This window comes from Nonomuraea monospora, from assembly GCF_039531895.1.
GTDB classification, from domain to species: domain Bacteria; phylum Actinomycetota; class Actinomycetes; order Streptosporangiales; family Streptosporangiaceae; genus Nonomuraea; species Nonomuraea monospora.
Window position 1 is genome coordinate 178,428 of sequence record NZ_BAAAQX010000017.1, and the last position, 22,728, is coordinate 201,155.

Sequence of the window (22,728 nt, forward strand, 5' to 3'; positions counted from 1 at the left end):
GCGCGCCCTGCGGCACGACAGCCCCGTGCAGTATCAACTCTTCCGTCTTCCTGCCGCTGACGCCCATGTCGTACACAGCGCACGCTGCGGGGCTGCATTTGTGGGAAACCCCCAAAAAGCCGACTGCGCGTGAAGCGGCGGCAGACAGTGAAACGACCTCTACCATGCGGCGTAACCGCAGGTAGAGGTCGTTTTTGACGGCGCTTAGGCCGACATCTTCTTCTTGAGGTTCTCGTCGAGAGCCGCCAGGAAGTCCTGAGTGGTGAGCCACTTGGCGTCGCCGCCGACGAGCAGCGCGAGGTCCTTGGTCATCTGACCGCCCTCGACCGTCTCGACGCAGACCTGCTCCAGCGTGTTGGCGAACTCGGTCACCGCGGGGGTGTTGTCGAGCTTGCCGCGGTGGGCCAGGCCACGGGTCCACGCGAAGATCGAGGCGATCGGGTTCGTGGAGGTGGGGTTGCCCTGCTGGTGCTGGCGGTAGTGGCGGGTCACGGTGCCGTGCGCGGCCTCGGCCTCGACGGTCTGGCCGTCGGGGGTCATCAGGACCGAGGTCATCAGGCCGAGCGAGCCGAAGCCCTGGGCGACCGTGTCGGACTGGACGTCGCCGTCGTAGTTCTTCGCGGCCCAGACGTAGCCGCCCTCCCACTTCAGCGCCGCGGCGACCATGTCGTCGATGAGGCGGTGCTCGTAGGTCAGGCCGGCCTTGTCGAACTCGTCCTTGAACTCGGTCTCGAAGACCTCGGCGAAGATGTCCTTGAAGCGGCCGTCGTAGGCCTTGAGGATCGTGTTCTTCGTGGAGAGGTAGACCGGGTAGCCGCGGTTGAGGCCGTAACGCATCGACGCGCGGGCGAAGTCGCGGATCGACTCGTCCAGGTTGTACATCGCCATCGCGATGCCGCTGCCGGGGAAGTCGTACACGTCGAGCTCGATCGGCTCGGAGCCGTCCTTGGGGGTGTACGTCAGGGTCAGCGTGCCCTCGCCGGGGATCTTCAGGTCCGTCGCGCGGTACTGGTCGCCGAAGGCGTGACGGCCGACGACGATCGGCTTGGTCCAGCCGGGCACGAGCCGCGGCACGTTCGACATGATGATCGGCTCGCGGAAGATCACGCCGCCGAGGATGTTGCGGATGGTCCCGTTGGGGGACTTCCACATCTTCTTGAGGCCGAACTCCTCGACGCGCGCCTCGTCCGGGGTGATGGTGGCGCACTTCACACCGACGCCGTACTTCTTGATGGCGTTCGCGGCGTCGATGGTGACCTGGTCGTCCGTGGCGTCCCGGTGCTCGATGCCGAGGTCGTAGTACTTCAGGTCGACGTCGAGGTAGGGAAGGATCAGCTGGTCCTTGATGAACTGCCAGATGATCCGGGTCATCTCGTCGCCGTCAAGCTCGACGACGGGGCCCTCCACCTTGATCTTGGGCATGCGAATGGTTCCCCTTCAATGAATGGATGCGTTGAGGCTATCGGACCGCCAGGTCACGGTGCGAAAAGGGACAGGATGAGCGCCTTCAGCTCGTTGTTGTAAAGCAGGAGCGAGGTCAGGACCAGCACGAAGCCGAAGACGGACAGCGTGATGACGTCGACCTTCTTGCTCCTCAGGGCGAGCTGCCCGCCGTACCCGGCGAAGCGCAGCGCGGCGGCGACCATGATGACGGCGCCCAGCACGAACCCGCCCCAGCGCGGGTTCACGACGAAGACCACGAGCATGCCGACGGCCGCACCCGCCAGGATCAGCGGGTACGGCCCCCAGCTCTCGCGCTTCTCAGTCCCGTGGCTCAACGTTCTTCTATCGGCTTCCATTTCTGGTCGGTCTCACCGATGTACTCACTGTCGGGGCGGATCAGCCTGTTGTCGGCGTGCTGCTCGATCACGTGAGCGGTCCAGCCGGCCATGCGGCTGATGGAGAAGACCGGCGTGAACAGATCGGTCGGGATGCCCAGGTAGTGGTAGACCGAGGCGGCGTAGAAGTCGACGTTGGGGTAGAGACCCTTGGTCTCGAAGACGACTTCCTCCATTTCCTTGGACATCCGGTAGTACGTGTCGTCACCGCTGGATTCGCCCAGCTCCGCCGACATCCTACGCAAATGCGTGGCGCGCGGGTCCTCGGTCTTGTAGACGCGGTGACCGAAGCCCATGATCTTCTCGCCGGCGGCGAGCTTGTCGCGTACGGCCTGGGCCACGCCTCCCGGCGACAGCGACTCCAGGGTCTTCATGACCTGCTCGTTCGCCCCGCCGTGCAGCGGGCCCTTGAGGGTGCCGATGGCGGCGACGATGGCGGAGTGCATGTCCGACAGGGTCGCGGCGCAGACGCGGGCGGCGAAGGTGGAGGCGTTCATGGTGTGGTCGGCGTGCAGGACCAGGCACTCGTCGAAGATCTCGACCTCGCGCGGGCCCGGGGTGCGGCCGGTGACCTGGAGCAGGAAGTTCGCGGCGATGCTCAGCGACGGGTCGGGCTCCGGCACGTCGGTGCCGTTGCGTGCCGCGTGGTAGCGGGCGACGAGCAGCGGCTGCTGGGCGACCAGCCGGGCCGCCTTGCGCAGGTTGGCGTCGGGCGCGATGGAGTCCTTGTCGGGGTCGTCGGCGCCGGACAGGGACACCAGCGAGCGCAGCGCCTCCATGGGTTTCTGTTTCTCGGCGATTTCGGCGATGTTCGCGGACACCAGGGCGCCCAGCTCCCGGCCCCGCGCCAGCTCGGCGCCGTAGGCGTCGAGGTCGGAGCGGGTGGGCAGCTTGCCACGCTGGAGCAGGTGTGCGGTCTCCTCGAACGTCGCGCGGCCGGCCAGGTCGTGGATGTCGTATCCACGGTAGAAGAGGCGACCGGCCTTTCCGTCGATGTCACTCAGCGCTGTGGACGCCGCGACGACATCGGCCAGACCTTTCGTGGGCTTGTCCGCCATGAGTGTTTCCTCCGCTTATCTTCGCCCGAAGTCTACCCGTGAGCAGGCAAAACCGACCGCAAAGGTCCAGACCAATTTCACGACGGATTCTCCTTTCGGCAAAGGAGATTCCGCATCCCCTCGGTTGGGTAAGCCGGAGCTGTAGTAATAGTTACGGCGGGCTACCTGGGGAGGAACTGCCGTGGAGGGGCCGTTCATACGCATCGAGGACACTGGCGAGGTGGTCCCGTTGCGCCCCGAGATCACGACGGTCGGAAGGGGCCGGGGTGTAGACATCCGGCTCACCGACCCCAGCGTGTCTCGACTCCATGCCGAGTTCGTCAGACGAGGACCCTACCTGTACGTGGTGGACCTGGGCTTGTCCAGGAACGGCACGCGGGTGAACGGCAGGCCGATCGCCCGGAGGGTTCTTGACGACGGCGACGTCGTCTCCTTTGGCGCGGCACGGGGTCGCATCGGTGGAGTCCCCCGAGAGGACTTCACCCCCGAGGTCGAGCTGCGCAGGGCGGCGGCGCCCGAGCTGACCAGGCGCGAGGTCGATGTGCTGACCTCGCTCTGCAGGCCGGCGCTGTCGGACGAGGCGTTCGTCGCTCCGGCGACCGCTCGCGAGATCGCCGACGACCTGGTCGTGACGGAGGCCGCGGTGAAGCAGCATCTGCTGCGGCTCTACCAGAAGTTCAGGATCCCGGAGGGCACCAACCGGCGCACCCGGCTGGCCAACGAGGTCGTGGCGCTCGGTCTGGTGCGCCCGACCCCTGTGGTCCCGCCACAGCGGTCGTCGGGCAACTCGGCCGAGCAGCCTTCGGCGGCCGGGCGCAGGGCGTCCTGACAGGGATTCTGAGTTCGCGACCGGGGCTACGGCGAGGGGTTCCGGCAGCGCCGGACCCCGAGCCCCCACCATGCCGGTGAAACGGCACGGATTCGAGCAGCGGTGACCGTCCGAAAGGGCGTGTACGCCGGGCTCGTCGCCGGTCAGGAAAACGGCCGGCGACGCGCGCAGGCGTAGCACGCCCTCACTTCAACTCAGTTCGATCCGGGCAGCATCCCTCAGATCGCCCGGAACCCGTTGCTCGGCTTGCTGGTCCGGTTGGCCCGGTCCACCGCCACGGCGTAGTAGTGGTCGCCACGCTGGCCGTCGGGGTCGGTCCAGCGGATCTGCCGGTCACCTGGCACGATCGCGACGAGGTTGCGCGCGTCGGCGAAGGCGCTCGCGGAGCTGGCGTGCCGGTCGAAGCGGTAGATGGCGAACAGGAACGGCTCGTCCCTGCCTGTGGCCACCGCCCGCACCTCGACCCCGCCGGAGCGGCGCTTGGCGTAGGCCAGCACCGGCCGCCTCGGCGGCTCACCGCCGGCCAGCCTGGGCAGCACGGGCGCGAGCGCGGGCCGCTGGTAGTGGTCGTTGACGGCGGTGGAGACGGAGCCGATCCTGTCCACCTTGACGTCGTTGGCGTTGTACCAGATGTCGCCGCCGATCTCGGGGTGCTCGCGGTTGAGCGTGAGATGCCTGGACAGCTCGCCCGGCACCTGCCACTCGGCGGCCTGCGCGGGGTCGCCCGCCTTGTACGCGGCCTGCCCGATCCACAGCAGCGTGTTCGTGCCGCTCGCCACGTCCGACCACCAGGGCACGAGCTTGGAGTAGTCGGCCGGCGGCTGCCCGATGTACCAGTAGAGCTGCGGCGCGATGTAGTCGAGCCAGCCCTTCTTGACCCAGCCGCGGGTGTCGGCGTGCAGATTGTCGTAGGACTGGCCGCCGTTGGTCTCCGAGCCGAGCGGGTCGGTGGCCTTGTTGCGCCAGATGCCGGACGGGCTGATGCCCCAGGCGATCTCCGGCTTGGCGGCCAGCACGCGCTGCTGCATCTCCTGCACCATGAGGTCGACGTTGTTGCGCCGCCAGGAGGCCAGGTCGGGGAAGCCTGCGCCGTACTTGGCGAACTCCTCGGCGTCGTCGAAGGCCGTGGTGTTGGTCGGGTAGAAGTAGTCGTCGAAGTGCAGGCCGTCGATGTCGTAGCGGGTGACCGCGTCCATCATGGCGTCCTGGCAGAACTTGCGGACCTCGGGCATGCCGGGGTTGTAGTAGAGCTTGCCGCCGAACGGCAGGATCCAGTCGGGGTGCTGACGGCCGGGGTGGTCGGGGTGCAGCTTGGCCGGGTCGGCCTGCATCGAGACGCGGTACGGGTTGAACCAGGCGTGGAAGGCCAGGCCGCGCTTGTGCGTCTCCTCCACGGCGAACCCGAGCGGGTCGTAGCCGGGGTCCTGCCCCTGGGTGCCGGTCAAGTACTGCGACCACGGCTCGTACGGTGACGGCCAGAACGCGTCGGCGGTCGGCCTGATCTGCACGAACACCGAGTTGAGCTTCCTCTGGACGGCCACGTCCAGCCAGGCGAGGTACTCGGCCTTCTGCTCGTCGGCGCTCAGCCCGGGCTTGGACGGCCAGTTGATGTTGACCACGGAAGCGATCCACATGCCCCGCATCTGCCGTAACGGCGGCACGTAGCCGGCTTCTGCGAAGGCGGGCAGCGGGACGGCGGAAGCGGCGGCGGCGAGGGCGAGACCCTTCAGGAGAGTCCTTCTGCTGGGCATGGGGGGTGGCCTCTCGGAAGTGGTTGTGTCGAGGCCGACGATGACAGAAAATTACCTTCAGATCAACAACCGTGAAGGAAAATGCCGATGAGCCGTGACCTGTGCAGACTGGCGATGACGGTGCTGCATCCGGGGTTCGAGGGGACCTCCGCCCCCGACTGGCTGCGCCGCGCGCTGGGAGAGGGTCTCGGCGGCGTCGTGCTGTTCGCGCGCAACGTCGTCAACGCCCGGCTCGTACGGGAACTGCGCGCCGAGCACCCCGGCACCGTGATCGCCATCGACGAGGAGGGCGGCACCGTCACCCGGCTGGAGGTCATGGCCGGCAGCTCCTTCCCCGGCAACCGGGCCCTGGGCGTCGTGGACGACGTGACACTCACCGAGCAGGTGGGCCGCCAGATCGGCAGGATGCTCGCAGATCTCGACATCACGCTCGACTACGCGCCCTCCGCCGACGTGAATGCCAACCCCGCCAACCCGGTCATCGGCGTGCGCTCGTTCGGCCCGGAACCGGAGCTGGTCGCCCGCCACACCGTCGCCTACCTGCGCGGCGTGCAGGGCGCGGGCGTGGCGGCCTGCGCCAAGCACTTCCCCGGCCACGGCGACACCGTCACCGACTCCCACCTGGCGCTGCCCACCGTGCACGCCTCGCGCGAGGTGCTCGCCGAGCGCGACCTGCCGCCGTTCCAGGCCGCGATCGACGCCGGGGTGCGCTCGATCATGTCCGGCCACCTGCTCGTGCCCGCGCTCGATCCGTCGATGCCGGCGACGCTCAGCCGTACCGTCCTGACCGAACTCCTGAGGGGCGAGCTCGGGTTCGACGGGATGCTCGTCACCGACGCGATCGAGATGCGGGCGGTGGCCGCCATGTTCGGCCCCGGCGAGATCGCGGTGCGCGCGATCGCCGCCGGCGTGGACGCCATCTGCGTCGGCCTGACCACCGAGGACGGGCTGCGCGAGCTGCGCGACGCGCTGGTGGCCGCCGTCCGCGACGGCAGGCTGCCCGAGGAGCGGCTGGCCGAGGCCGCCGAGCGGGTGAGCGCGCTGTCCGGCTGGTACGACGGGCAGTCCCGCGCCAGGGCCGAAGCGCACGACGACCTCGACGAGGGCGTCGGTCTGCGGGCCGCCCGCAGGGCGCTGACCACGTCCGGGACCGCCGGGCTCGACCGGGCGCCGCTGGTCGTCGAGATCAACACCCGGCTCAACCAGGCCGTGGACCCCGCCACGCAGACCGGCGTCACCGCCGCGCTGGCCGCCCTGCTGCCGAACACCGGCAGCGTCCGGCTGAGCCCCGACGGCGAGCTGCCCGGCTTCGACGAGCGGCCGGTCGTGCTGGTGGTGCACGACGCCGCCCGGCACCCCTGGGTCCGCGACACCGTGGCCAAGGCGCTGGCCGTCCGGCCCGACGCGATCATCGTGGACACCGGCGTCCCGGCCCCTCCGCCGGGCGCCACGCACGTCGCCACGCACGGCATCTCCCGGGTCTCCGCGCAGGCCGCCGCCGAATGGCTGGTCGCATGAGCGCCGAACCGGCGAACCCGGTCGCGGCCGTACGCGCCGTGCTGCCCTCGCTCACCCCGGCGGCCCAGTCGATCGCCCGCCTCATCCTGGACGACCCCGGGCTGGTCGTGCGCAGCACGATCACCGAGTTCAGCGCCGTGTCGGGGACGAGCGAGGCGACGATCGTGCGCACGGCGCGGGCGCTGGGCTTCACCGGCTACTCGCAGCTCCGCTTCGCGCTGGCCGCGGCCGTGGCCAAGGAGCCCGAGCGGCTGGTGCCCGGCGACCTCGGCCCCGACGACCCGCTGACGGACGTGATCGCCAAGGTGGCGCGGGCCGAGTCGGAGGCGCTCGCCGACACCGCCGCCCAGCTCGACCCCGACCAGCTCGGCGAGGTCGTGGCCGCGATCTCCGAGGCGCGGCGGGTGGACGTGTACGGCGTGGCGGCCTCGGGGCTGGTGGCGGCCGACATGTCGCAGAAACTGCTGCGGATCGGGCTGTCGAGCCACCCGTTCAGCGACGCCCACCTCGCGCTGACCAGCGCGGCGCTGCTGAGGACGGGGGACGTGGCCGTCGCGATCAGTTGCACAGGGGAGACGCCCGACGTGCTGGTGCCCGCCCGGACGGCGGCCGAGGCGGGGGCGATGGTCGTGGGCATCACGAACAACCCGCGCTCGTCGCTGGCCGAGCTGGCGGACCACACGCTGGTGTCGGCGGGGCGGGAGACGGCGTTCCGGCCGGGGGCGCTGGCCAGCCGGATCAGCCAGTTGCTGATCGTGGACTGCATCTTCGTAGGGCTCGCGCAGCGGCGCTACGACACGGCCGACGCCGCCATCCGGGCGACCCGGCTGGCCACGGACCGCTATCGTGCCCGCTGACCGGCCCACCCCGAGGTGGCCGCGATCTGAGGTACAGGTCCTTGAGTGAAGAGGGCGGGTGGGCGGTGATCAGGCGCGGGCGGAGGACAGGGACGCGAGGTCGGCCTCGATCCGGGCCGCCGTGGCGAGCAGCGGCGGCAGCAGGTCGCGTTCGGCCGCCTGCAGGCTCGTCCGGGTGGCGTGCGTCGAGACGTTGACCGCCGCCACCGTCCGCCCCGTCCGGTCCCTGATCGGGGCGGCGATGGAGCGCAGCCCCTCCTCCAGCTCCTGGTCCACCATCGCCCACCCGCGCTCCCGCACCTCGTCCAGCTCCGCCCGTAACGCGGCGGGCAGCATGATCGTGCGGGAGGTGAGCCGCCGCAGGCAGGCCCGCGACAGGTACGACTCCAGCGCCTCCGCAGGCAGCGCCGCCAGCAGCACCCGCCCCATCGACGTGCAGTAGGCCGGGAACCGGGTGCCGATGCTGATGCTCACGCGCATGATCCGCGCCGTGGCCACCCGCGCCACGTACACCACGTCCTCCCCGTCGAGCACCGCCACCGAGGCCGACTCGCGCACCTCGGCGGCCAGCCGTTCGAGGTGCGGGTCGGCCACCTCCGGCAGCGACAGGCTGGACAGGTAGGCGTAGCCCAGCTCCAGCACCCGCGGCGTCAGGGCGAACAGCCGCCCGTCGGCGCGCACGTATCCGAGGTCGGTCAGCGTGATGAGGAACCGTCGGGCCGCCGCTCTGCTGAGCCCGGTCGCGCGGGCCACCTGGCTGAGCGTGAGCTCTGGCTCGGCGGCGCTGAACGCCCGGATCACCGCGAGCCCGCGGGCCAGCGACTGCACATGATCGACCATGGTGATCCCCTTGACAGGAGCCGACAAAGGCGTAGCTTCCGCGATACGGGGTTGTTCGAACAGAGAATACCTGTGCGCATCGCGAACAACTAGGAGCCAAGCCGTGCGTCGCGCTCTCGTGATCCTCGCCGCCTTATCCGTGACCGCCTGCGGCGGCGCCCCGCCCGCCACGCCCACCCAGGGCGCGGGCCCGACCAGGGTCAACGCCGGTGTGATCGCCATCGTCGACACCGCGCCCATCCACCTCGGCAAGGCCAAGGGCTACTTCGCCGAGCAGAACATCGACCTCGCCATCACCCCCGTCCAGGGCGGCGCGGCGGCCATCTCCGGCGCGGTGAGCGGGCAGTTCCAGTTCGCCTTCGCCAACACCACCTCGCTCCTGACGGCGACGCAGCAGGGGCTGGACGTGAAGGTCGTCACCAACGGCGTCTCCTCCACCGGGGAGCAGGGCAAGGACTTCAGCGCCGTGCTGGTCAAGCCCGACAGCCCGATCAAGACGGCCAAGGACCTGGCGGGCAAGAAGATCTCCGTCAACCAGCTCAAGAACATCGGCGACACCACCGTGCGCGCCTCCGTGCGCAACGCCGGCGGCGACCCGACCGGCATCGAGTTCGTCGAACTGCCCTTCCCCGACGCGCCCGCCGCGCTGCAGAGCGGCCGGGTGGACGCCATCTGGGTCGTCGAGCCGTTCGTCAGCCAGGCCAGGAGCCAGGGCGCCCGCCCCGTCGCGTGGAACTTCGTGGACGCCGCCCCCGACCTGACCGTGGCCATGTACTTCACCACCGGCAAGACCGACGCCGACCTGACCAAGCGGTTCACGGCGGCGATGACCAAGTCGCTGGAGTACGCCGACGCGCACCCGGACGAGGTGCGCGAGGCGCTGAAGACGTACACCAAGATCGCGCCTGAGGTGATCGCGCAGATCGTGCTGCCGAAGTGGCCCGTCGCGGTGAACAAGGAGTCCGTGCAGACCATCGCCGACCTGGCGGCGGCGGACGGGGTGCTCAAGGAGAAGGTCGACGTGTCGGCGCTGGTGCCGTGACCCGTCGCGACGGCCTGCTGCCCAGGCTCGGGTACGGCGCCGCCGGGCTCGGCGGCCTGCTGCTCCTGATGGAGGCCGTGCCCCGGCTCGGCCTGGTGGACCGGCGGTTCCTGCCGCCCGCGTCCGAGATCCTGGCCACGCTGGCCGGGCAGCTCGGCACGGCCGGGCTGTGGCTCGCGCTGGGCGAGACCATGCGCGGCTGGGCGATCGGGCTGGCGCTGGCGTTCTGCGCGGCGGTCGTGATCGGGGTGGTCATCGGGATCACGCCGGGGCTGCGGGCGCTGACGAACTCGACCGTCGAGTTCCTGCGCCCCATCCCGTCGGTCGCGCTGGTGCCGCTGGCCACGCTGCTGTACGGGCCCTCGCTCGGCTCGACGCTGATGCTGGTCGTCTACGCCTCGTTCTGGCAGGTGCTCATCCAGGTCCTGTACGGCGTGGCGGCCGTCGACCAGGTGGCCTTCGACACCGCCAGGTCGTACGGGCTGTCGGCCTGGTCGCGGGTCAGGCACGTGGTGTGGCCGACCGCGCTGCCGTACGTGATGACCGGGTTGCGGCTGGCGGCGGCGGTGGCGTTCATCCTGGCGGTGACGGCGGAGCTGGTCATCGGCAGCCCGGGGCTGGGCGCCGAGATCCAGGTGGCGCAGAGCAGCGGCGCTGTGCCGTCCGTGTACGCCCTGATCGTGGTGGCCGGGCTGGTCGGCATCGCGGTGAACGCGGCCGTGCGGCTGCTGGAGCGCAGGGTGCTGGCCTGGCATCCGGCCGTGCGCTCGGAGGTGGCGGCGTGAGGGTCGTCCGCTTGCTGGCCCTTCCCGGGTTGCTGGTGCTGCTGTGGTGGGCGGTCAGCGGCAGCTCCTTCTACCTGCCGAGCCCGTCCGCCGTGGGCCGGGCGTTCGCCGAGACCTGGTTCTCCGAACGGATCGCGGACGACGTGCTGCCCAGCGTCGGGCGGCTGCTCGCGGGCTACGTGCTGGCCGCGCTGCTCGGCGTGGGGCTGGGCGTCCCGATCGGGCTGTCGCGGCGGCTGCGCGCCACGCTGGAGCCGGTGCTGGAGTTCTTCAGGGCCGTCCCGCCGCCCGTGCTGGTGCCGCTGATCATGCTGCTGGCCGGCATCGACACCCCGATGAAGGTGCTGGTCATCGTGTCGGGCTGCGTGTGGCCGATCCTGCTCAACACCGTGGAGGGCGTGCGGGCGCTGGACGAGGTGCTGTCCGACACGTGCCGCATGTACGGCATCAGGGGCACGTCCAGGATGCGGCGGTTCGTGTTGCCGGGCGCGAGCCCGCAGATCATGACGGGGCTGCGGCAGGCGCTGTCCATCGGGATCATCCTCATGGTCATCAGCGAGATGTTCGCCAGCTCCAGCGGCCTGGGCTTCACGATCGTGCTGTTCCAGCGGCAGTTCCAGATCGCCGAGATGTGGAGCGGGATCCTCCTGCTCGGGCTGCTCGGGCTCGGCCTGTCGCTGCTCTTCCGCCGCGTGGAGCGGTGGGTGCTGGCCTGGTACTACGGCAGTGGAGCCGCCCGTGCTTGAGATCCACGACCTGCGCAAGGTGTACCAGAGCCCCGGCCGCCGGGTGGAGGCCATCGGCTCGATCACGCTGAGCGTGCGCGCCGGCGAGCTGGTCTGCGTCGTCGGCCCGTCGGGCTGCGGCAAGACCACGCTGCTGCGCTGCGTGGCCGGGCTGCTGCCGGCCACCGGCGGGGAGGTGCGGGTGGACGGCAGGCGCGTGACCGGCCCGCCGCCGTCCATGGCCGTGGTCTTCCAGGAGTACGGCCGCAGCCTGTTCCCCTGGATGACCGTCCGCCAGAACGTGGAGCTGCCGCTGAAGGAGAAACGGCTGCCGGCGAGCAGGCGGCGGAGCCTGGTGGCGGACTCCCTGCAAGCGGTCGGGCTCGCCGACGCGGCCGGCGCGCATCCCTGGCAGCTCTCCGGCGGGATGCAGCAGCGGGTGGCGATCGCCCGCGCGGTCGCGTACGAGCCGCAGGTGCTGCTGATGGACGAGCCGTTCGCCGCCGTGGACGCCCAGACCAGAGCGGACCTGGAGGACCTGATCCTGCGGCTGTGGCGCGACCTGGAGATCACCACGCTGTTCGTCACCCACGACATCGACGAGGCCGTCTACCTGGGCCGCCGGGTCGTGGTGCTGTCCTCGTCGCCGACCACGGTGCTGGAGGACGTCAAGATCGACCTGCCCGCCGAGCGCGACCAGCTCACGACGCGGTCACTGCCCCGCTTCGGTGAGCTGCGCGGGCACCTCTACCGGCAGATCCAGCGAGCCAGAAGGGCACCATGAGAACCGTCAGGGACGCCGTCTTCGACATCTTCCGGCGCTACGAGCTGACCACCGTCTTCGCCAACCCCGGCTCGACCGAGGTGCCGCTGCTGGCCGGGCTGCCCGACGACCTGCGGTTCGTGCTGGCCCTGCACGAAGGCTCTGTGGTCGGCCTGGCGATCGGGTGGGCGCTCGGCCGCGAGAGGCCCGCGCTCGCCCTGCTGCACAGCGCGGCCGGGCTGGGCAACGCCGTCAACGCCATCACCACCGCCAGGGAGAACCGGGTGCCGCTGGTGATCATCGTCGGCCAGCAGGACCGGCGGCACCTGGCGCTGGAGCCGTTCCTGGCCGGGCGGCTCGACAGGCTGGCCGGCGACTACCCGGTGCGCGTCGACCAGCCGGTGCGGGCGCAGGACGTGCCGGGCGCGGTGCTGCGGGCCTTCCACGAGGCGACCACGTCCAGGGGGCCCGCGCTGGTCGTGGTGCCGATGGACGACTGGCAGGCGCCCTTCGACGACGAGACCGTGGCGGCGCCCGCGCGGCTGCTGCGCCCCGTCGCCGTGGCGGACGCCGACCTCGCGCCCCTGGTGGAGCTGCTGACCGGGGCGCGCAGGCCCGCGCTCGTGGCGGGCTCAGGGGTGGGGGCCGGGTGGTCCGCGCTCGTGGCGCTGGCCGAGCGGCTGGGCTGCCCGGTGTACCAGGAGTCGTTCGGCGGGCGGGCCGGGTTCCCGCAGGACCATCCGCAGTACGCGGGGGTGCTGCCCGACGACCGGATCCGGCTGCGGGAGCGGCTGCGGCCCCACGACGTGGTGCTGGCGGTCGGGGCGCCGGTGTTCCGGCAGTACTCCTACGAGCCCGGGCCGCTGGTCGAGCCGGGCACGGCGATCGCGCTCGTGACGGACGACCCCGCGGTGGCGCACCGCAGCCCTGCCGACCTGGCCTACCTCGCCGCGCCCGAGTCCGTCTGCGCCCGCCTGGCCGAGCTGCTGCCCACCCCCGCGCGCGGCGGCGCCTTCTCCCGCGCGTCCGGGCGCGAGCCCTACGTGGGCGGGCCGCTGCGGCACGTGGACGTGCTGCACGAGCTGGCCGGACGCCTCCCGCACGACGTCGTGCTCGTCGAGGAGGCGCCTTCCGCGCGGCCCGACCTGCACGCGATCGTGCCCGCCAGGACGTCGTTCGGCTTCATCTCGGCGGCCATGGGCGGGCTCGGGTTCGGCGTGCCCGCCGCCGTCGGCCTGCGCATGGCGCTGCCCGACCGGCCCGTCGTCGCGGTGCTGGGCGACGGCTCCACCCTGTACGGCGTGCAGGGCCTGTGGAGCGCCGCCCACTACCGGGTGGGCGTGCTGTTCGTGGTGCTCTCCAACGGCCGGTACGCGGTCCTGGACCGGCTGGCCGACAAGCACGGCGGCGGCAAGGGCCCGTGGCCGCCGTTCACCGAGGTGGACCTGGGCGCCATGTCCAGGTCGCTCGGCTGCCCCGCGCAGCGCGTCGAGACGTACGCCGACCTGACGGCGACCCTCGACGAGGTCCTGCCCTCGCTCGCCACCCGCGAGACACCCCTGCTGCTCGACGTGGCGGTGGGCGTGGATCCGTAGCCCATGAGCTGTCCGCGAACGTGTCTCGCCATCCGTGCGGTCGTGCTGGCGTCCCGTGAACGACCCTCACCCCACGGGACGCCAGCCGGACCACGATGGCGGCACCGAGCCCGCAGGCGCCGCCGATGACGACGGCGACCAGCCCGTCCAGCTCCATGGACACCTGCTCAAGCCCGAGCCCCGCCCGCATTCGTGCAGGCAGAGCGCTTGAGGACCATCCTGGAGCGACGCGGCGCCCCCGGCCTCCGTCAAATGTCGGAGGCGGCTGTCACCGGAGCCGGCGCTCGGCGGCCTCCACCACGTTGGACAGCAGCAGCGCCCGGGTCATCGGCCCGACCCCGCCCGGGTTGGGCGTGAGGTACCCCGCGACGTCCTCCACGTCCAGCGCCACGTCCCCCGCGATCTTCCCGGCCACCCGGGAGACCCCGACGTCGAGCACGGCGGCCCCCGGCTTGACCATGTCCTTCTTGATCAGCTCCGGCACCCCGGCCGCGGCCACCACGATGTCAGCCCGCCGCACGTGGGCGGCCAGGTCCTGGGTGCCGGTGTGGCAGAGGGTGACGGTCGCGTTCTCGCTGCGGCGGGTCAGCAGCAGGCCGAGCGACCGGCCCACGGTGATGCCGCGCCCGACCACGGCGACCTCGGCGCCCTTGATCGGCACGCCGTACTCCTGCAGCAGCAGCACGATGCCGTGCGGCGTGCAGGGCAGCGGGGCGTCGACCATGTGCACGAGCCGGCCGAGGTTGACGGGGTGCAGGCCGTCGGCGTCCTTGGCGGGGTCGATGCGCTCCAGCAGCGCCATCGTGTCGAGGTGCTTGGGCAGCGGGAGCTGGACGATGTAACCCGTGCACGCGGGGGAGGCGTTGAGCTCGTCGATGGCCGCCTCGACGTCGGCCTGGCCGGCCGTGGCGGGCAGGTCGACGCGGATGGAGGCGATGCCCACCTCAGCGCAGTCGCGGTGCTTGCCCGCGACGTAGATCTGGCTGCCGGGGTCGTCGCCCACGAGCACGGTGCCCAGGCCGGGGGTGACGCCGCGTTCCTTGAGCGCTGCCACCCGGTTCTTGAGGTCTGCCTTGATCTTGGCGGCGGTCGCCTTGCCATCGAGTTTCACTGCGCTCATGCCGCAATCCTTCCATGCCCGTCCCGTGTCTCCGCACCGGACCACGCGCACGCCGCCCCACCCACCCTCACCGGGTTATCCACAGGCTCCAGGCAGTCGGCCCGAGTTATCCACAGCCCCGCACTGACATCGTTGTCATTGATCTTCCAAGGGCTTAGTGTTACGGGCGCCAGCAACAAGTGCACGGGAGGAGGTCCCCTTGCCTTTCCGCCTGTTGTCCGCAGACTCGACCGACCTGTTCGCAGGCACGCCCGACGAGCCGCGCCAGGTGCTGCGCGTCACCGTCGCCCAGGGTGCTCACACGTCGTCGCTGGAGCTGCGCGGCGCGGGCGTACACGCCTGGCAGGCGAGATCACCGTTCCTCCGCCGAGAACCAACCGGCCGAGCACAGAACCGCGAGCCGACCGAAACCCACGACCGCCAGCTGACCGACCCGACCCGCGACCCCGAACCGACCCGCCCCACACCCCCGAGCCGACCCACGACCCCGAACCGACCCGCCCCACACCCCCGAGCCGACCGACCCGACCCACGACCGCGAGCCTCACCCCCCAGACCACGACCTCCTACGGGCCGCCCGCCGGAAAGCGTTCGCGCGGTGGCTCGACGACCTGCGCGCCAAGAGAGTAAGACTGATGCCCGGACTGGAGCACCCTGGCGACCCCCGCCAGCCCGACAACCACCACAAACACTGATGACCTGCGTACTTGCCATAGACATCGGAGGAACCAAGCTCGCCGCCGCACTGGTGGACGAGGCCGGTTCGATCCTGCGTTCCGCGACCCGTCCGACGCCTCGGGATGAGGTCATGTCCGCCCTGGCGGCCCTCGTCACGGAGGTCATGGACGGCGGCCCGCCACCCGTGGCCGTCGGCATCGGCTGCGCGGGCCCCGTGGACCTCGCCTCGGGCACTGTGAGCCCGGTGAACATGCCGAGCTGGCGGGGCTTCCCGCTGCGCGAGGAGGTGCGGAAGCTGACCATGCTGCCCACCGTGCTGGCGGGCGACGCGCAGTGCTTCGCCCTGGGCGAGCACTGGCTGGGCGCGGGCCGCGGCTGCTCGTCGTTGCTGGGCGTCGTCGTGTCGACGGGCATCGGCGGCGGGCTGGTACTGGACGGCGTCCCGCTCCTCGGCCCAACCGGGAATGCCGGACATGTCGGCCACATGAGCATCGACCCTTATGGAGAGCGTTGTGAGTGCGGTGGCCGGGGCTGCGTCGAACGCTACTCCAGCGGCCCCAACATGGCGCGCTGGGCCCTGGAGAACAACTGGTCACCGGGCGCCGCCTCCCGCGCCAACGGCTCCACCCCACCGACGTCGCCACAGGGGCAGGCCCCACCCGATCCACAGGGGAAGGGCGATCCCCAGGGAAAGGGCGATGCCCGGACACAGGCCCAGGCCCATGCCCGGATGCCAGCCCAGGCCGATGCCCAAGCGCCTGCTCAGGCCGATGCCCAGGGGCTGACCCAGGCCGATGCCCAGGGGCTGACCCAGGCCGACTCCCAGGCGCTGGCTCAGGCCGATGCGCGAACGCTGGCCCAGGCCGATGCCCAGGCGCTGGCCCAGGCCGATGCCCAGGCGCTGGCCCAGGCCGATGCGCGGACGCCGCCCCCAGCCCATGCCCAGGCGCTGACCCGAGCCGAGGCCTGGCCGCCCGCGCAGGCCGATGCGCGGACGCTGGCTCAGGACGCCGCCGCCGGAGATCCCATCGCGGTGGCGGCCTTCCAGCGCAGCGCCAGGGCTCTCGCCGGCATGATCGCGTCCACCGCGGCGGCCGTGGAGCTGACGGCGGTGGTCATCGGTGGCGGTGTGTCGGCCGCCGGTGAGGTGCTCTTCGAGCCGCTGCGGCACGCCCTGGACGACGTGACGGGGCTGCCGTTCGTACGGAGCGTGGAGGTCAGGCAGAGTTCGCTGGGCGTGCGGGCCAGCCTGGCGGGCGCCGCTCAACTGGCGTGGCGACAGCACCCGTCGATCACGACGCCCTGAGGGAGCGGCGGCGGGTTCCGACGCCCTGAGGGAGTGGCGGCGGGTTCCGACGCCCTGAGGGAGTGGCGGCGGGTTCCGACGCCCTGAGGGAGTGGCGGCGGGTTCCGACGCCCTGAGGGAGTGGCGGCTCATGTTCGACGGCATCGACACCCTGAGGGAGTGGCAGCCGATGTTCGACGGTTTCGACACCCTGACGGGGTGACAGCCGATGTTCGACGACGGTTCGACACCCTGAGGGAGCGGCGGCCCATGTTCGACGGTTTCGAGGCGTTCGACCTCCCGACCACGCAGACGACGATCCACGGCGTCCGCGGCGGATCGGGGCCCGCGGTGCTGTTGCTGCACGGCATCCCCGAGACCCACCTGATGTGGCACCGCGTGGCGCCGGCGCTCGCCGAGCGGTTCACCGTGGTGGCGACCGACCTGCGTGGTTACGGTGCGAGCGGGAAGCCGCCCAGCGCGCCGGACCACGGGCCGTACCGGATGCGGGCGATCGCCGCCGACCAGGTGGAGGTGATGGCGGCGCTGGGGTTCGAGCGGTTCGCGGTGGTCGGGCACGACAGGGGCGCCCGGTGCGCGTACCGGATGGCGCTCGACCGTCCGGACGCGATCAGCCGCCTGGCGGTGCTGGACGTCGTGCCGACCGGTGAGGCCTACGCCCGTGCGGACGCCGAGTTCAGCCTGGGTTTCTGGGTGTGGTCGTTCCTGGCTGCTCCGGAGCCCGTCCCCGAGCGGCTGATCGGGGCCGCGCCGCGCGTGCTGGTCGATCACATGCTCGACGCCTGGTCGGAGGTGCCGGGGGCGTTTCCTGAAGGGGTGCGGGCCGCGTACGTGGCGGCCTTCGCCGATCCGGAGACCGTCCATGCGATCTGCGAGGAGTATCGCGCCGCGGCCACACTGGACGTGGCCGATGACGAGGCCGACCGTGGACGTCGGCGCATCCGGTGTCCGACGCTGGTGTTGTGGAGCGCGTCAGGCGCGGTCGGGCAGTGGTATCGCCCGCTCGACGTCTGGCGGGAGTGGGCCGAGGACGTCCGCGGCGCGGCGATCCAGGCCGGGCACTTCCTGCCGGAGGAAGCGCCCGGGGAGACGCTGCGTCATCTGGTGGAGTTCCTCGGGCAGAGGGGATCCTTAGTCGCGCTCGGCAGCGGCGGCGGCGGCCTGGGCCTCGCGGCGCTCGATGATGCGACGGGTGTAGGGGATGACCTCTACGACGCGGCTGCCGAGGTAGGCGCCGATGAAGGCGAGGACCAGAAGCACGAAGGGGCTGGTGGCCAAGCCGTTCAGGGTGACGAACGCCTGCAGGATCGCGTCGAGCGCCATAGGTGAACTCCGGGGAAGAGGATCGGGGAGGAGTTCAGGGTAGCCCGGACGCGGGGATGCTCGCCGCAAAAACCGAACATCACCGCAAAAACGGATAAGGGGCGACATAGTGATCATGCCGCCCCTTATCGGGATATCAGTGGAAGAAGTGGCGCGTGCCGGTGAAGTAGAGGCTCGCCCCGGCCTTCTTCGCCGCCTCGATGGCCAGCTCGTCCCGGATGGAGCCGCCCGGCTCGACGATCGCGCGCACGCCGGCCTCCAGCAGCACCTCCAGCCCGTCGGGGAAGGGGAAGAACGCGTCGGAGGCCGCCACGGAGCCGGCCGCGCGCTCCCCCGCCCTGGTGACGGCCAGGCGACAGGAGTCGACCCGGTTGACCTGGCCCATGCCGACGCCCACGGTGGCGCCGCCGCTGGCCAGGAGGATGGCGTTCGACTTCACCGAGCGGCAGGCGCGCCAGGCGAACTCCAGGTCGGCCAGCACCTCTGCCGAGACCGGGTCGCCGGTCTTGAGCTCCCACTGCGACGCCGCGTCGCCGGGCGCGTCCACGCGGTCCACGCTCTGCACGAGCAGGCCGCCGTCGATCCTGCGGAACTCGGTCGGCGACGACGGGCCCTGCGCGCAGGCCAGCAGGCGCAGGCTCTTCTTGGCGCGCAGCACCTCCAGCGCCTCCTCGTCGTACCCAGGGGCGATGACGACCTCGGTGAACACGTCGGCGATCTGCCTGGCCAGCTCGCCCGTGACGGGCCGGTTCACGGCGATCACGCCGCCGTACGCCGAGACCGGGTCGCAGGCGTGCGCCTTGCGGTGCGCGTCGGCGACGTCGGCGCCGATGGCGATGCCGCACGGGTTCTGGTGCTTGATGATGGCGACGGCGGGATCGGCGAAGTCCCACGCGGCGCGCCAGGCGGCGTCGGAGTCGAGGTAGTTGTTGTACGACATCTCCTTGCCGTGCAACTGCTCGGCGCCCGCCAGCCCGCCGCTGCCCGCCGTGCCGCCCGTGTAGAGGGCCGCGCGCTGGTGCGGGTTCTCGCCGTAGCGGAGCGTAGCCTTGCGCTCGTACGCCGTCCCGGCGAACTCGGGGAACTCCTCGCCCTCGCCCACGTACGTGCCCGCGAACCAGTTGGCCACGGCCACGTCGTACGACGCGGTGTGCGCGTACGCGATGCCCGCCAGCCGCTTGCGCTCGGTCAGCGTGAAGCCGCCCTCGTCGAGGGCGTTGCGCACGTCGCCGTAGAAGCTCGGGTTCACCACGACCGCGCAGGTGTTGTGGTTCTTGGCGGCGCCGCGGATCATGGCGGGGCCGCCGATGTCGATCTGCTCGACGCACTCGGCGTCGCTCGCCCCGGAGGCCACCGTCTCCTGGAACGGGTACAGGTTCACCACGACGAGCTGGAACGGGTCGATCTCCAGCTCGTCGAGCTGCGCCACGTGGTGCGGCTTGGTGACGTCGGCCAGCAGCCCGGCGTGCACGCGCGGGTGCAGCGTCTTGACCCGCCCGTCGAGGCACTCGGGGAACCCGGTGAGCTGCTCCACCTTCGTCACCGGGATGCCGTAGGAGGAGATCGCGGCGGCGGTGCCCCCGGTCGAGACGATCTCCACTCCGGCGCCGTCGAGGGCTCTGGCCAGCTCTTCGAGCCCGGACTTGTCGTAAACAGCGATGAGCGCGCGCCGGATGGCGATGCGAGTCACGTGGATTCCCCTCCTGTGTGGTTGCCGATTCGGACGGTACGTCCGCTGACCGTCCAGCCCTCGCGAGCCATCCGGCCGACGGTCTCGACGAGCAGGCGGCGCTCGACCACCTTGATGCGCTCGTGCAGAACCGCCTCGTCGTCGTCTGGTTGCACGGGCACCGCCGCCTGCGCCACGATCGGCCCCGTGTCGACCCCCTCGTCGGCCAGCATGACCGTGCAGCCGGTCACCTTGGCCCCGTGGGCCAGCGCGTCGCGCACGCCGTGGGCGCCGGGGAAGGACGGCAGCAGCGCCGGATGCGTGTTCAGCACGGGGAACGCGTCGAGCGTCGGCGTGCCCAAAATTTTCATGAAGCCCGCGGACACGACCAGGTCGGGCTCGTACGATGCGATCTTGGCCGCGATAGCGGCATCCCAGCCCGCCCGCGTCGCATAATCGCCCACTTTTTCGACAAAAGTCGGGACATCTGCCCTGGTAGCCCTGGCCAGTCCTTCGATCCCCTCCCTGTCGGCGCCGACCGCGACCACTCGAGCCCCGTACGACGGGTCGGCGGAAGCGTCCAGCAGGGCCTGTAGGTTGGTTCCAGAGCCGGAGACGAGGACGACGAGCCGCCCAGCCTTAGACACACACACTCCAATGAGGAAACAGGGTGGGGGTCACAGGGTATCTGTTCATCGTCCGGCGACGCAGAGGAGGTCAGGTGTCGACACCGGTGAAGGCACCGGCAGGCCAGCAGCCCGCGGATTCAGCGGGCCGCCGAGCGATCTGGTTGTCCATCGCAGCGCTGGCCATGACGTTCATGTTGCCGCTGGCCGGCCTGGTCATGGCGCTGTTCGCGCTGATGGCCGGGATCCGGGCGCTCCCCCTGCTGAAGGGCGCGGGCAGGCCCACGGGTGTGGCGGTGGGCGGCATCACCGTCTCCTCGCTCGCCCTCGCGCTGTCTGCCGGGGCCACGGCGATGCAGCTCTACCTCATGGACGAGTACTCGGCCTACCAGGAGTGCATGAAGGGCGCCGGCACGGTGGCGTCGCAGGGCGAGTGCTTCATGCAGTTCAGGGACGCGGCGCAGCGGAAGCTGCCGGCCGACGTGCTGGAGGTGCTCGGGGCGATGCAGCCGTAGTCACGGCTCGCACGCGCTGGGGCCGCGCCCCTGGAAGCACCCAGCGGGGCCACGCCCCAGGCGCACCCGCCCGGGCGCCACGCCTCCTGAAGCACCCGCCCGGGCCGCGCGCGGCGGGAGGCGGCCTGCCGTTCCCGCCTGACGGAGGCAACTGCCTGGGCCTGGCCTCACGAAAGGTCAGCCTCGGTCCCAGGGGTACGGGGCCGGGTCAGTCGCGGTCCCAGGCGTACGGGTCGACGTAGATGACGTGACCGCCACGGTCGTCCGACTCGTCCACGATGTCCTTGCGCGGCGGCCGGGCGACCGGCGCCGGCTCCGGTGGGCGCGGCCGGGCCTGGGCCTGGGTCTCCGCCTCGGCGGAGGCGTGCTCGTCCTGCCAGTCGTCCCTGATGACCGGGATCTCCTGGGTGTCGGCCTCGGTGGCGTCCATCCAGTGACCGGGCAGCGGCCGCGGGTCCGACTCGGCCAGCCCCACCCTGCTGGCCGCCTTCGCCAGCGCGGCCCCCGCCTTCCGTACGGGAGCGGCCGCCTTGTCGAGCGGCGCCCTGGCGCGCTTGTTGAGCAGCAGCAGGTTGGTCACGCCCGCCGAGATGCCGGCGGCCACGCCGACCTCCAGCGCCACCGACAGCGCCACCTCCCACGGCGAGGGCCCGACCGTGGCCAGCCGCCCGCCGCCCATGGGCCCCCCGGACAGCGCCGCCAGCAGCCCCGCCACCAGCCCCGTCGTCACCCCGGTGAGGAACCCCCACAGCGGCGCCGCCTCGTACGACGGCGACGGCGAGATCCTGGCGACCATCACCCCCGCCACGGCCCCGGCCGCGAACGGCACCGCGACCACCGCCATCATCCACGCAGGCACGGGCCCGCTCTCCGGCAGCGCCCCCAGCAGCGGCAGGCTGGGCACAGTGCCGAGCTGCACGCCGGTGGGCGCGACGAGGGTGTCGGCGCCGATGGCGAACCCGGGCCCGGCGATGTAGGAGAACGCCCAGACGACGGCGTTCAGCAGGTAGAGCAGTTGCAGCAGCGCCAGCAGCACGCCGCCGACGAACCCCGGCGACAGCACCCCCGACAGTTGCTCGACCTGGTCGAAGTTGATCGCGAAGGCGATCAGCACCAGCGCCAGCCCGGCCACGACCAGCAGCGCCGTGGCGACCGCCGTGCCGACCGTCAGGGCGCGCACCCGTTCGGGCAGCAGCCGCAGCATCACCCGCCACGGCCCGATCATGCGCGCCGTGGCCAGCGAGCCCGCCAGGAACGCCAGCACGAAGTGGCTGAGCAGCGCTTCCCCGATGAAGGGCTGGGTGATCTCGTTGCTCGTCACGAGCGCGATCAGGCCCGCGAGCAGCGCGTACGGGGCCGCCAGCGACACCCCGGCCTGCACCACCAGGACGAGCTGGGCCCGGCGGCGGGCTCCCGCCTGCTCCTTCGGGCTGTTCTTGGGCAGCCGCGCGGGCAGGCGCAACCGCAGGTCGGCGTCACGGGCCATCCACCGGCCGGCGCGGTAAAGAAGCACGGCGGGCAGGATCATCAGCCCGAGCGGCAGCAGCCCGACCCGCCCGCCGGGGATGGCGAACCCGGCGTGGTGCGCGGCCAGCCACAACTGCGCCGCCGTACGGAACACGCCAGGCAGCCCCGCGCCCAGCGTGCCGCGCGGCGCGGCGATCCACCCGACCAGGGTGAGGGTGGTGAGCGCGGCCAGGCCGACGCCCAAGGTGAACACGGCAGCCAGCATCCCGGAGACCGGCAAGGGGCGCCTGGTTTCGTCGTCGTCGCCCGCGAGCTTGCCAAGCATCGACCGGGGGCCTGTACGAAGCTGGTCGAGGATCGCCGTCACGAGGCGATTTTCTCAATCTTTCCCAACCAAAGCTTGGTTGACGCGCCGGGATTGGA

20 protein-coding genes are annotated in these 22,728 nt (G+C 71.3%); 11 read left to right on the forward strand and 9 right to left on the reverse strand.

Going from position 1 to position 22,728, the window contains the following annotated elements; all coding sequences use genetic code 11:
• Positions 1-204: 204 nt before the first annotated feature.
• Genes ABD331_RS30560 through ABD331_RS30570 form a run of 3 tightly spaced genes read right to left on the reverse strand, consistent with a single transcriptional unit; the run spans position 205 to position 2,896 of the window.
• The gene (locus ABD331_RS30560; RefSeq protein ID WP_253752397.1) at positions 205-1,422 is read right to left on the reverse strand and encodes an NADP-dependent isocitrate dehydrogenase; all 1,218 of its coding nucleotides are present in this window, start codon (positions 1,420-1,422) and stop codon (positions 205-207) included.
• 53 nt (positions 1,423-1,475) lie between these two features.
• Positions 1,476-1,778 carry a DUF3017 domain-containing protein gene (locus ABD331_RS30565; RefSeq protein WP_344481970.1) on the reverse strand — a complete coding sequence of 101 codons (303 nt, stop codon included), beginning with the start codon at positions 1,776-1,778 and terminating at the stop codon, positions 1,476-1,478.
• Entirely contained in the window at positions 1,775-2,896 is a 1,122-nt protein-coding gene (locus ABD331_RS30570; protein WP_344481973.1) for a citrate/2-methylcitrate synthase, read from the reverse strand. Before ABD331_RS30570 ends, ABD331_RS30565 begins: the two co-directional genes overlap by 4 nt.
• 181 nt (positions 2,897-3,077) lie before the next feature.
• Between ABD331_RS30570 and ABD331_RS30575 the strand changes: the two genes are divergently transcribed.
• Positions 3,078-3,725: an FHA domain-containing protein gene (locus ABD331_RS30575; protein WP_344481976.1), complete on the forward strand. Its 648-nt coding sequence runs from the start codon at positions 3,078-3,080 to the stop codon at positions 3,723-3,725.
• A gap of 218 nt (positions 3,726-3,943) precedes the next feature.
• Here ABD331_RS30575 and ABD331_RS30580 read toward each other — a convergent pair whose 3' ends face one another.
• On the reverse strand, positions 3,944-5,476 hold the full coding sequence (locus ABD331_RS30580) for a glycoside hydrolase family 10-like protein (protein WP_344481979.1): 1,533 nt from the start codon (positions 5,474-5,476) through the stop codon (positions 3,944-3,946).
• 87 nt (positions 5,477-5,563) lie between these two features.
• On the opposite strand from ABD331_RS30580, the gene ABD331_RS30585 reads away from it, so the two are divergent.
• Together ABD331_RS30585 and ABD331_RS30590 are read left to right on the forward strand one after the other, a co-directional pair.
• Positions 5,564-6,994 carry a glycoside hydrolase family 3 protein gene (locus ABD331_RS30585; protein WP_344481983.1) on the forward strand — a complete coding sequence of 477 codons (1,431 nt, stop codon included), beginning with the start codon at positions 5,564-5,566 and terminating at the stop codon, positions 6,992-6,994.
• Positions 6,991-7,851 (forward strand): MurR/RpiR family transcriptional regulator, encoded by an 861-nt coding sequence (locus tag ABD331_RS30590; protein WP_344481986.1) that lies wholly within the window; start codon positions 6,991-6,993, stop codon positions 7,849-7,851. Before ABD331_RS30585 ends, ABD331_RS30590 begins: the two co-directional genes overlap by 4 nt.
• Positions 7,852-7,920: 69 nt before the next feature.
• Here ABD331_RS30590 and ABD331_RS30595 read toward each other — a convergent pair whose 3' ends face one another.
• Complete coding sequence (locus ABD331_RS30595; protein WP_344481988.1) at positions 7,921-8,691, reverse strand: IclR family transcriptional regulator domain-containing protein; 771 nt, start codon at positions 8,689-8,691, stop codon at positions 7,921-7,923.
• A 103-nt stretch (positions 8,692-8,794) separates the two neighbouring features.
• Between ABD331_RS30595 and ABD331_RS30600 the strand changes: the two genes are divergently transcribed.
• The 5 genes from ABD331_RS30600 to ABD331_RS30620 are packed head-to-tail and all read left to right on the forward strand — an operon-like array spanning position 8,795 to position 13,601.
• A complete protein-coding gene (locus ABD331_RS30600) occupies positions 8,795-9,733 on the forward strand; it encodes an ABC transporter substrate-binding protein (protein WP_344481990.1) in 939 nt (312 codons plus the stop codon).
• Entirely contained in the window at positions 9,730-10,518 is a 789-nt protein-coding gene (locus tag ABD331_RS30605) for an ABC transporter permease (RefSeq protein WP_344481993.1), read from the forward strand. The genes ABD331_RS30600 and ABD331_RS30605 overlap by 4 nt, the downstream gene beginning before the upstream one ends.
• Positions 10,515-11,264 (forward strand): ABC transporter permease, encoded by a 750-nt coding sequence (locus ABD331_RS30610; RefSeq protein WP_344481995.1) that lies wholly within the window; start codon positions 10,515-10,517, stop codon positions 11,262-11,264. Before ABD331_RS30605 ends, ABD331_RS30610 begins: the two co-directional genes overlap by 4 nt.
• A complete protein-coding gene (locus ABD331_RS30615) occupies positions 11,257-12,027 on the forward strand; it encodes an ABC transporter ATP-binding protein (RefSeq protein WP_344481997.1) in 771 nt (256 codons plus the stop codon). The genes ABD331_RS30610 and ABD331_RS30615 overlap by 8 nt, the downstream gene beginning before the upstream one ends.
• The gene (locus ABD331_RS30620; protein WP_344481999.1) at positions 12,024-13,601 is read left to right on the forward strand and encodes a thiamine pyrophosphate-dependent enzyme; all 1,578 of its coding nucleotides are present in this window, start codon (positions 12,024-12,026) and stop codon (positions 13,599-13,601) included. The genes ABD331_RS30615 and ABD331_RS30620 overlap by 4 nt, the downstream gene beginning before the upstream one ends.
• 268 nt (positions 13,602-13,869) lie before the next feature.
• Here the strand turns inward: ABD331_RS30620 and ABD331_RS30625 are convergent, their stop codons facing one another.
• The gene (locus ABD331_RS30625; protein ID WP_344482002.1) at positions 13,870-14,721 is read right to left on the reverse strand and encodes a bifunctional methylenetetrahydrofolate dehydrogenase/methenyltetrahydrofolate cyclohydrolase; all 852 of its coding nucleotides are present in this window, start codon (positions 14,719-14,721) and stop codon (positions 13,870-13,872) included.
• A gap of 694 nt (positions 14,722-15,415) precedes the next feature.
• On the opposite strand from ABD331_RS30625, the gene ABD331_RS30630 reads away from it, so the two are divergent.
• Positions 15,416-16,705 (forward strand): ROK family protein, encoded by a 1,290-nt coding sequence (locus ABD331_RS30630; RefSeq protein ID WP_344482005.1) that lies wholly within the window; start codon positions 15,416-15,418, stop codon positions 16,703-16,705.
• A 249-nt stretch (positions 16,706-16,954) separates the two neighbouring features.
• Entirely contained in the window at positions 16,955-18,034 is a 1,080-nt protein-coding gene (locus tag ABD331_RS30635) for an alpha/beta fold hydrolase (RefSeq protein WP_344482007.1), read from the forward strand.
• 130 nt (positions 18,035-18,164) lie between these two features.
• Here the strand turns inward: ABD331_RS30635 and purH are convergent, their stop codons facing one another.
• Positions 18,165-19,718, reverse strand: coding sequence for a bifunctional phosphoribosylaminoimidazolecarboxamide formyltransferase/IMP cyclohydrolase (purH, locus tag ABD331_RS30640; protein ID WP_344482010.1), 1,554 nt, complete (start codon positions 19,716-19,718; stop codon positions 18,165-18,167).
• Entirely contained in the window at positions 19,715-20,344 is a 630-nt protein-coding gene (purN, locus tag ABD331_RS30645) for a phosphoribosylglycinamide formyltransferase (RefSeq protein ID WP_344482012.1), read from the reverse strand. The genes purH and purN overlap by 4 nt, the downstream gene beginning before the upstream one ends.
• Before the next feature lie 74 nt (positions 20,345-20,418).
• On the opposite strand from purN, the gene ABD331_RS30650 reads away from it, so the two are divergent.
• Positions 20,419-20,838: a hypothetical protein gene (locus tag ABD331_RS30650; RefSeq protein ID WP_344482014.1), complete on the forward strand. Its 420-nt coding sequence runs from the start codon at positions 20,419-20,421 to the stop codon at positions 20,836-20,838.
• 208 nt (positions 20,839-21,046) lie between these two features.
• Here the strand turns inward: ABD331_RS30650 and ABD331_RS30655 are convergent, their stop codons facing one another.
• Positions 21,047-22,672, reverse strand: a complete 1,626-nt coding sequence (locus ABD331_RS30655) for a cell division protein PerM (RefSeq protein WP_344482017.1) — start codon at positions 22,670-22,672, stop codon at positions 21,047-21,049.
• Positions 22,673-22,728 lie beyond the last annotated feature (56 nt).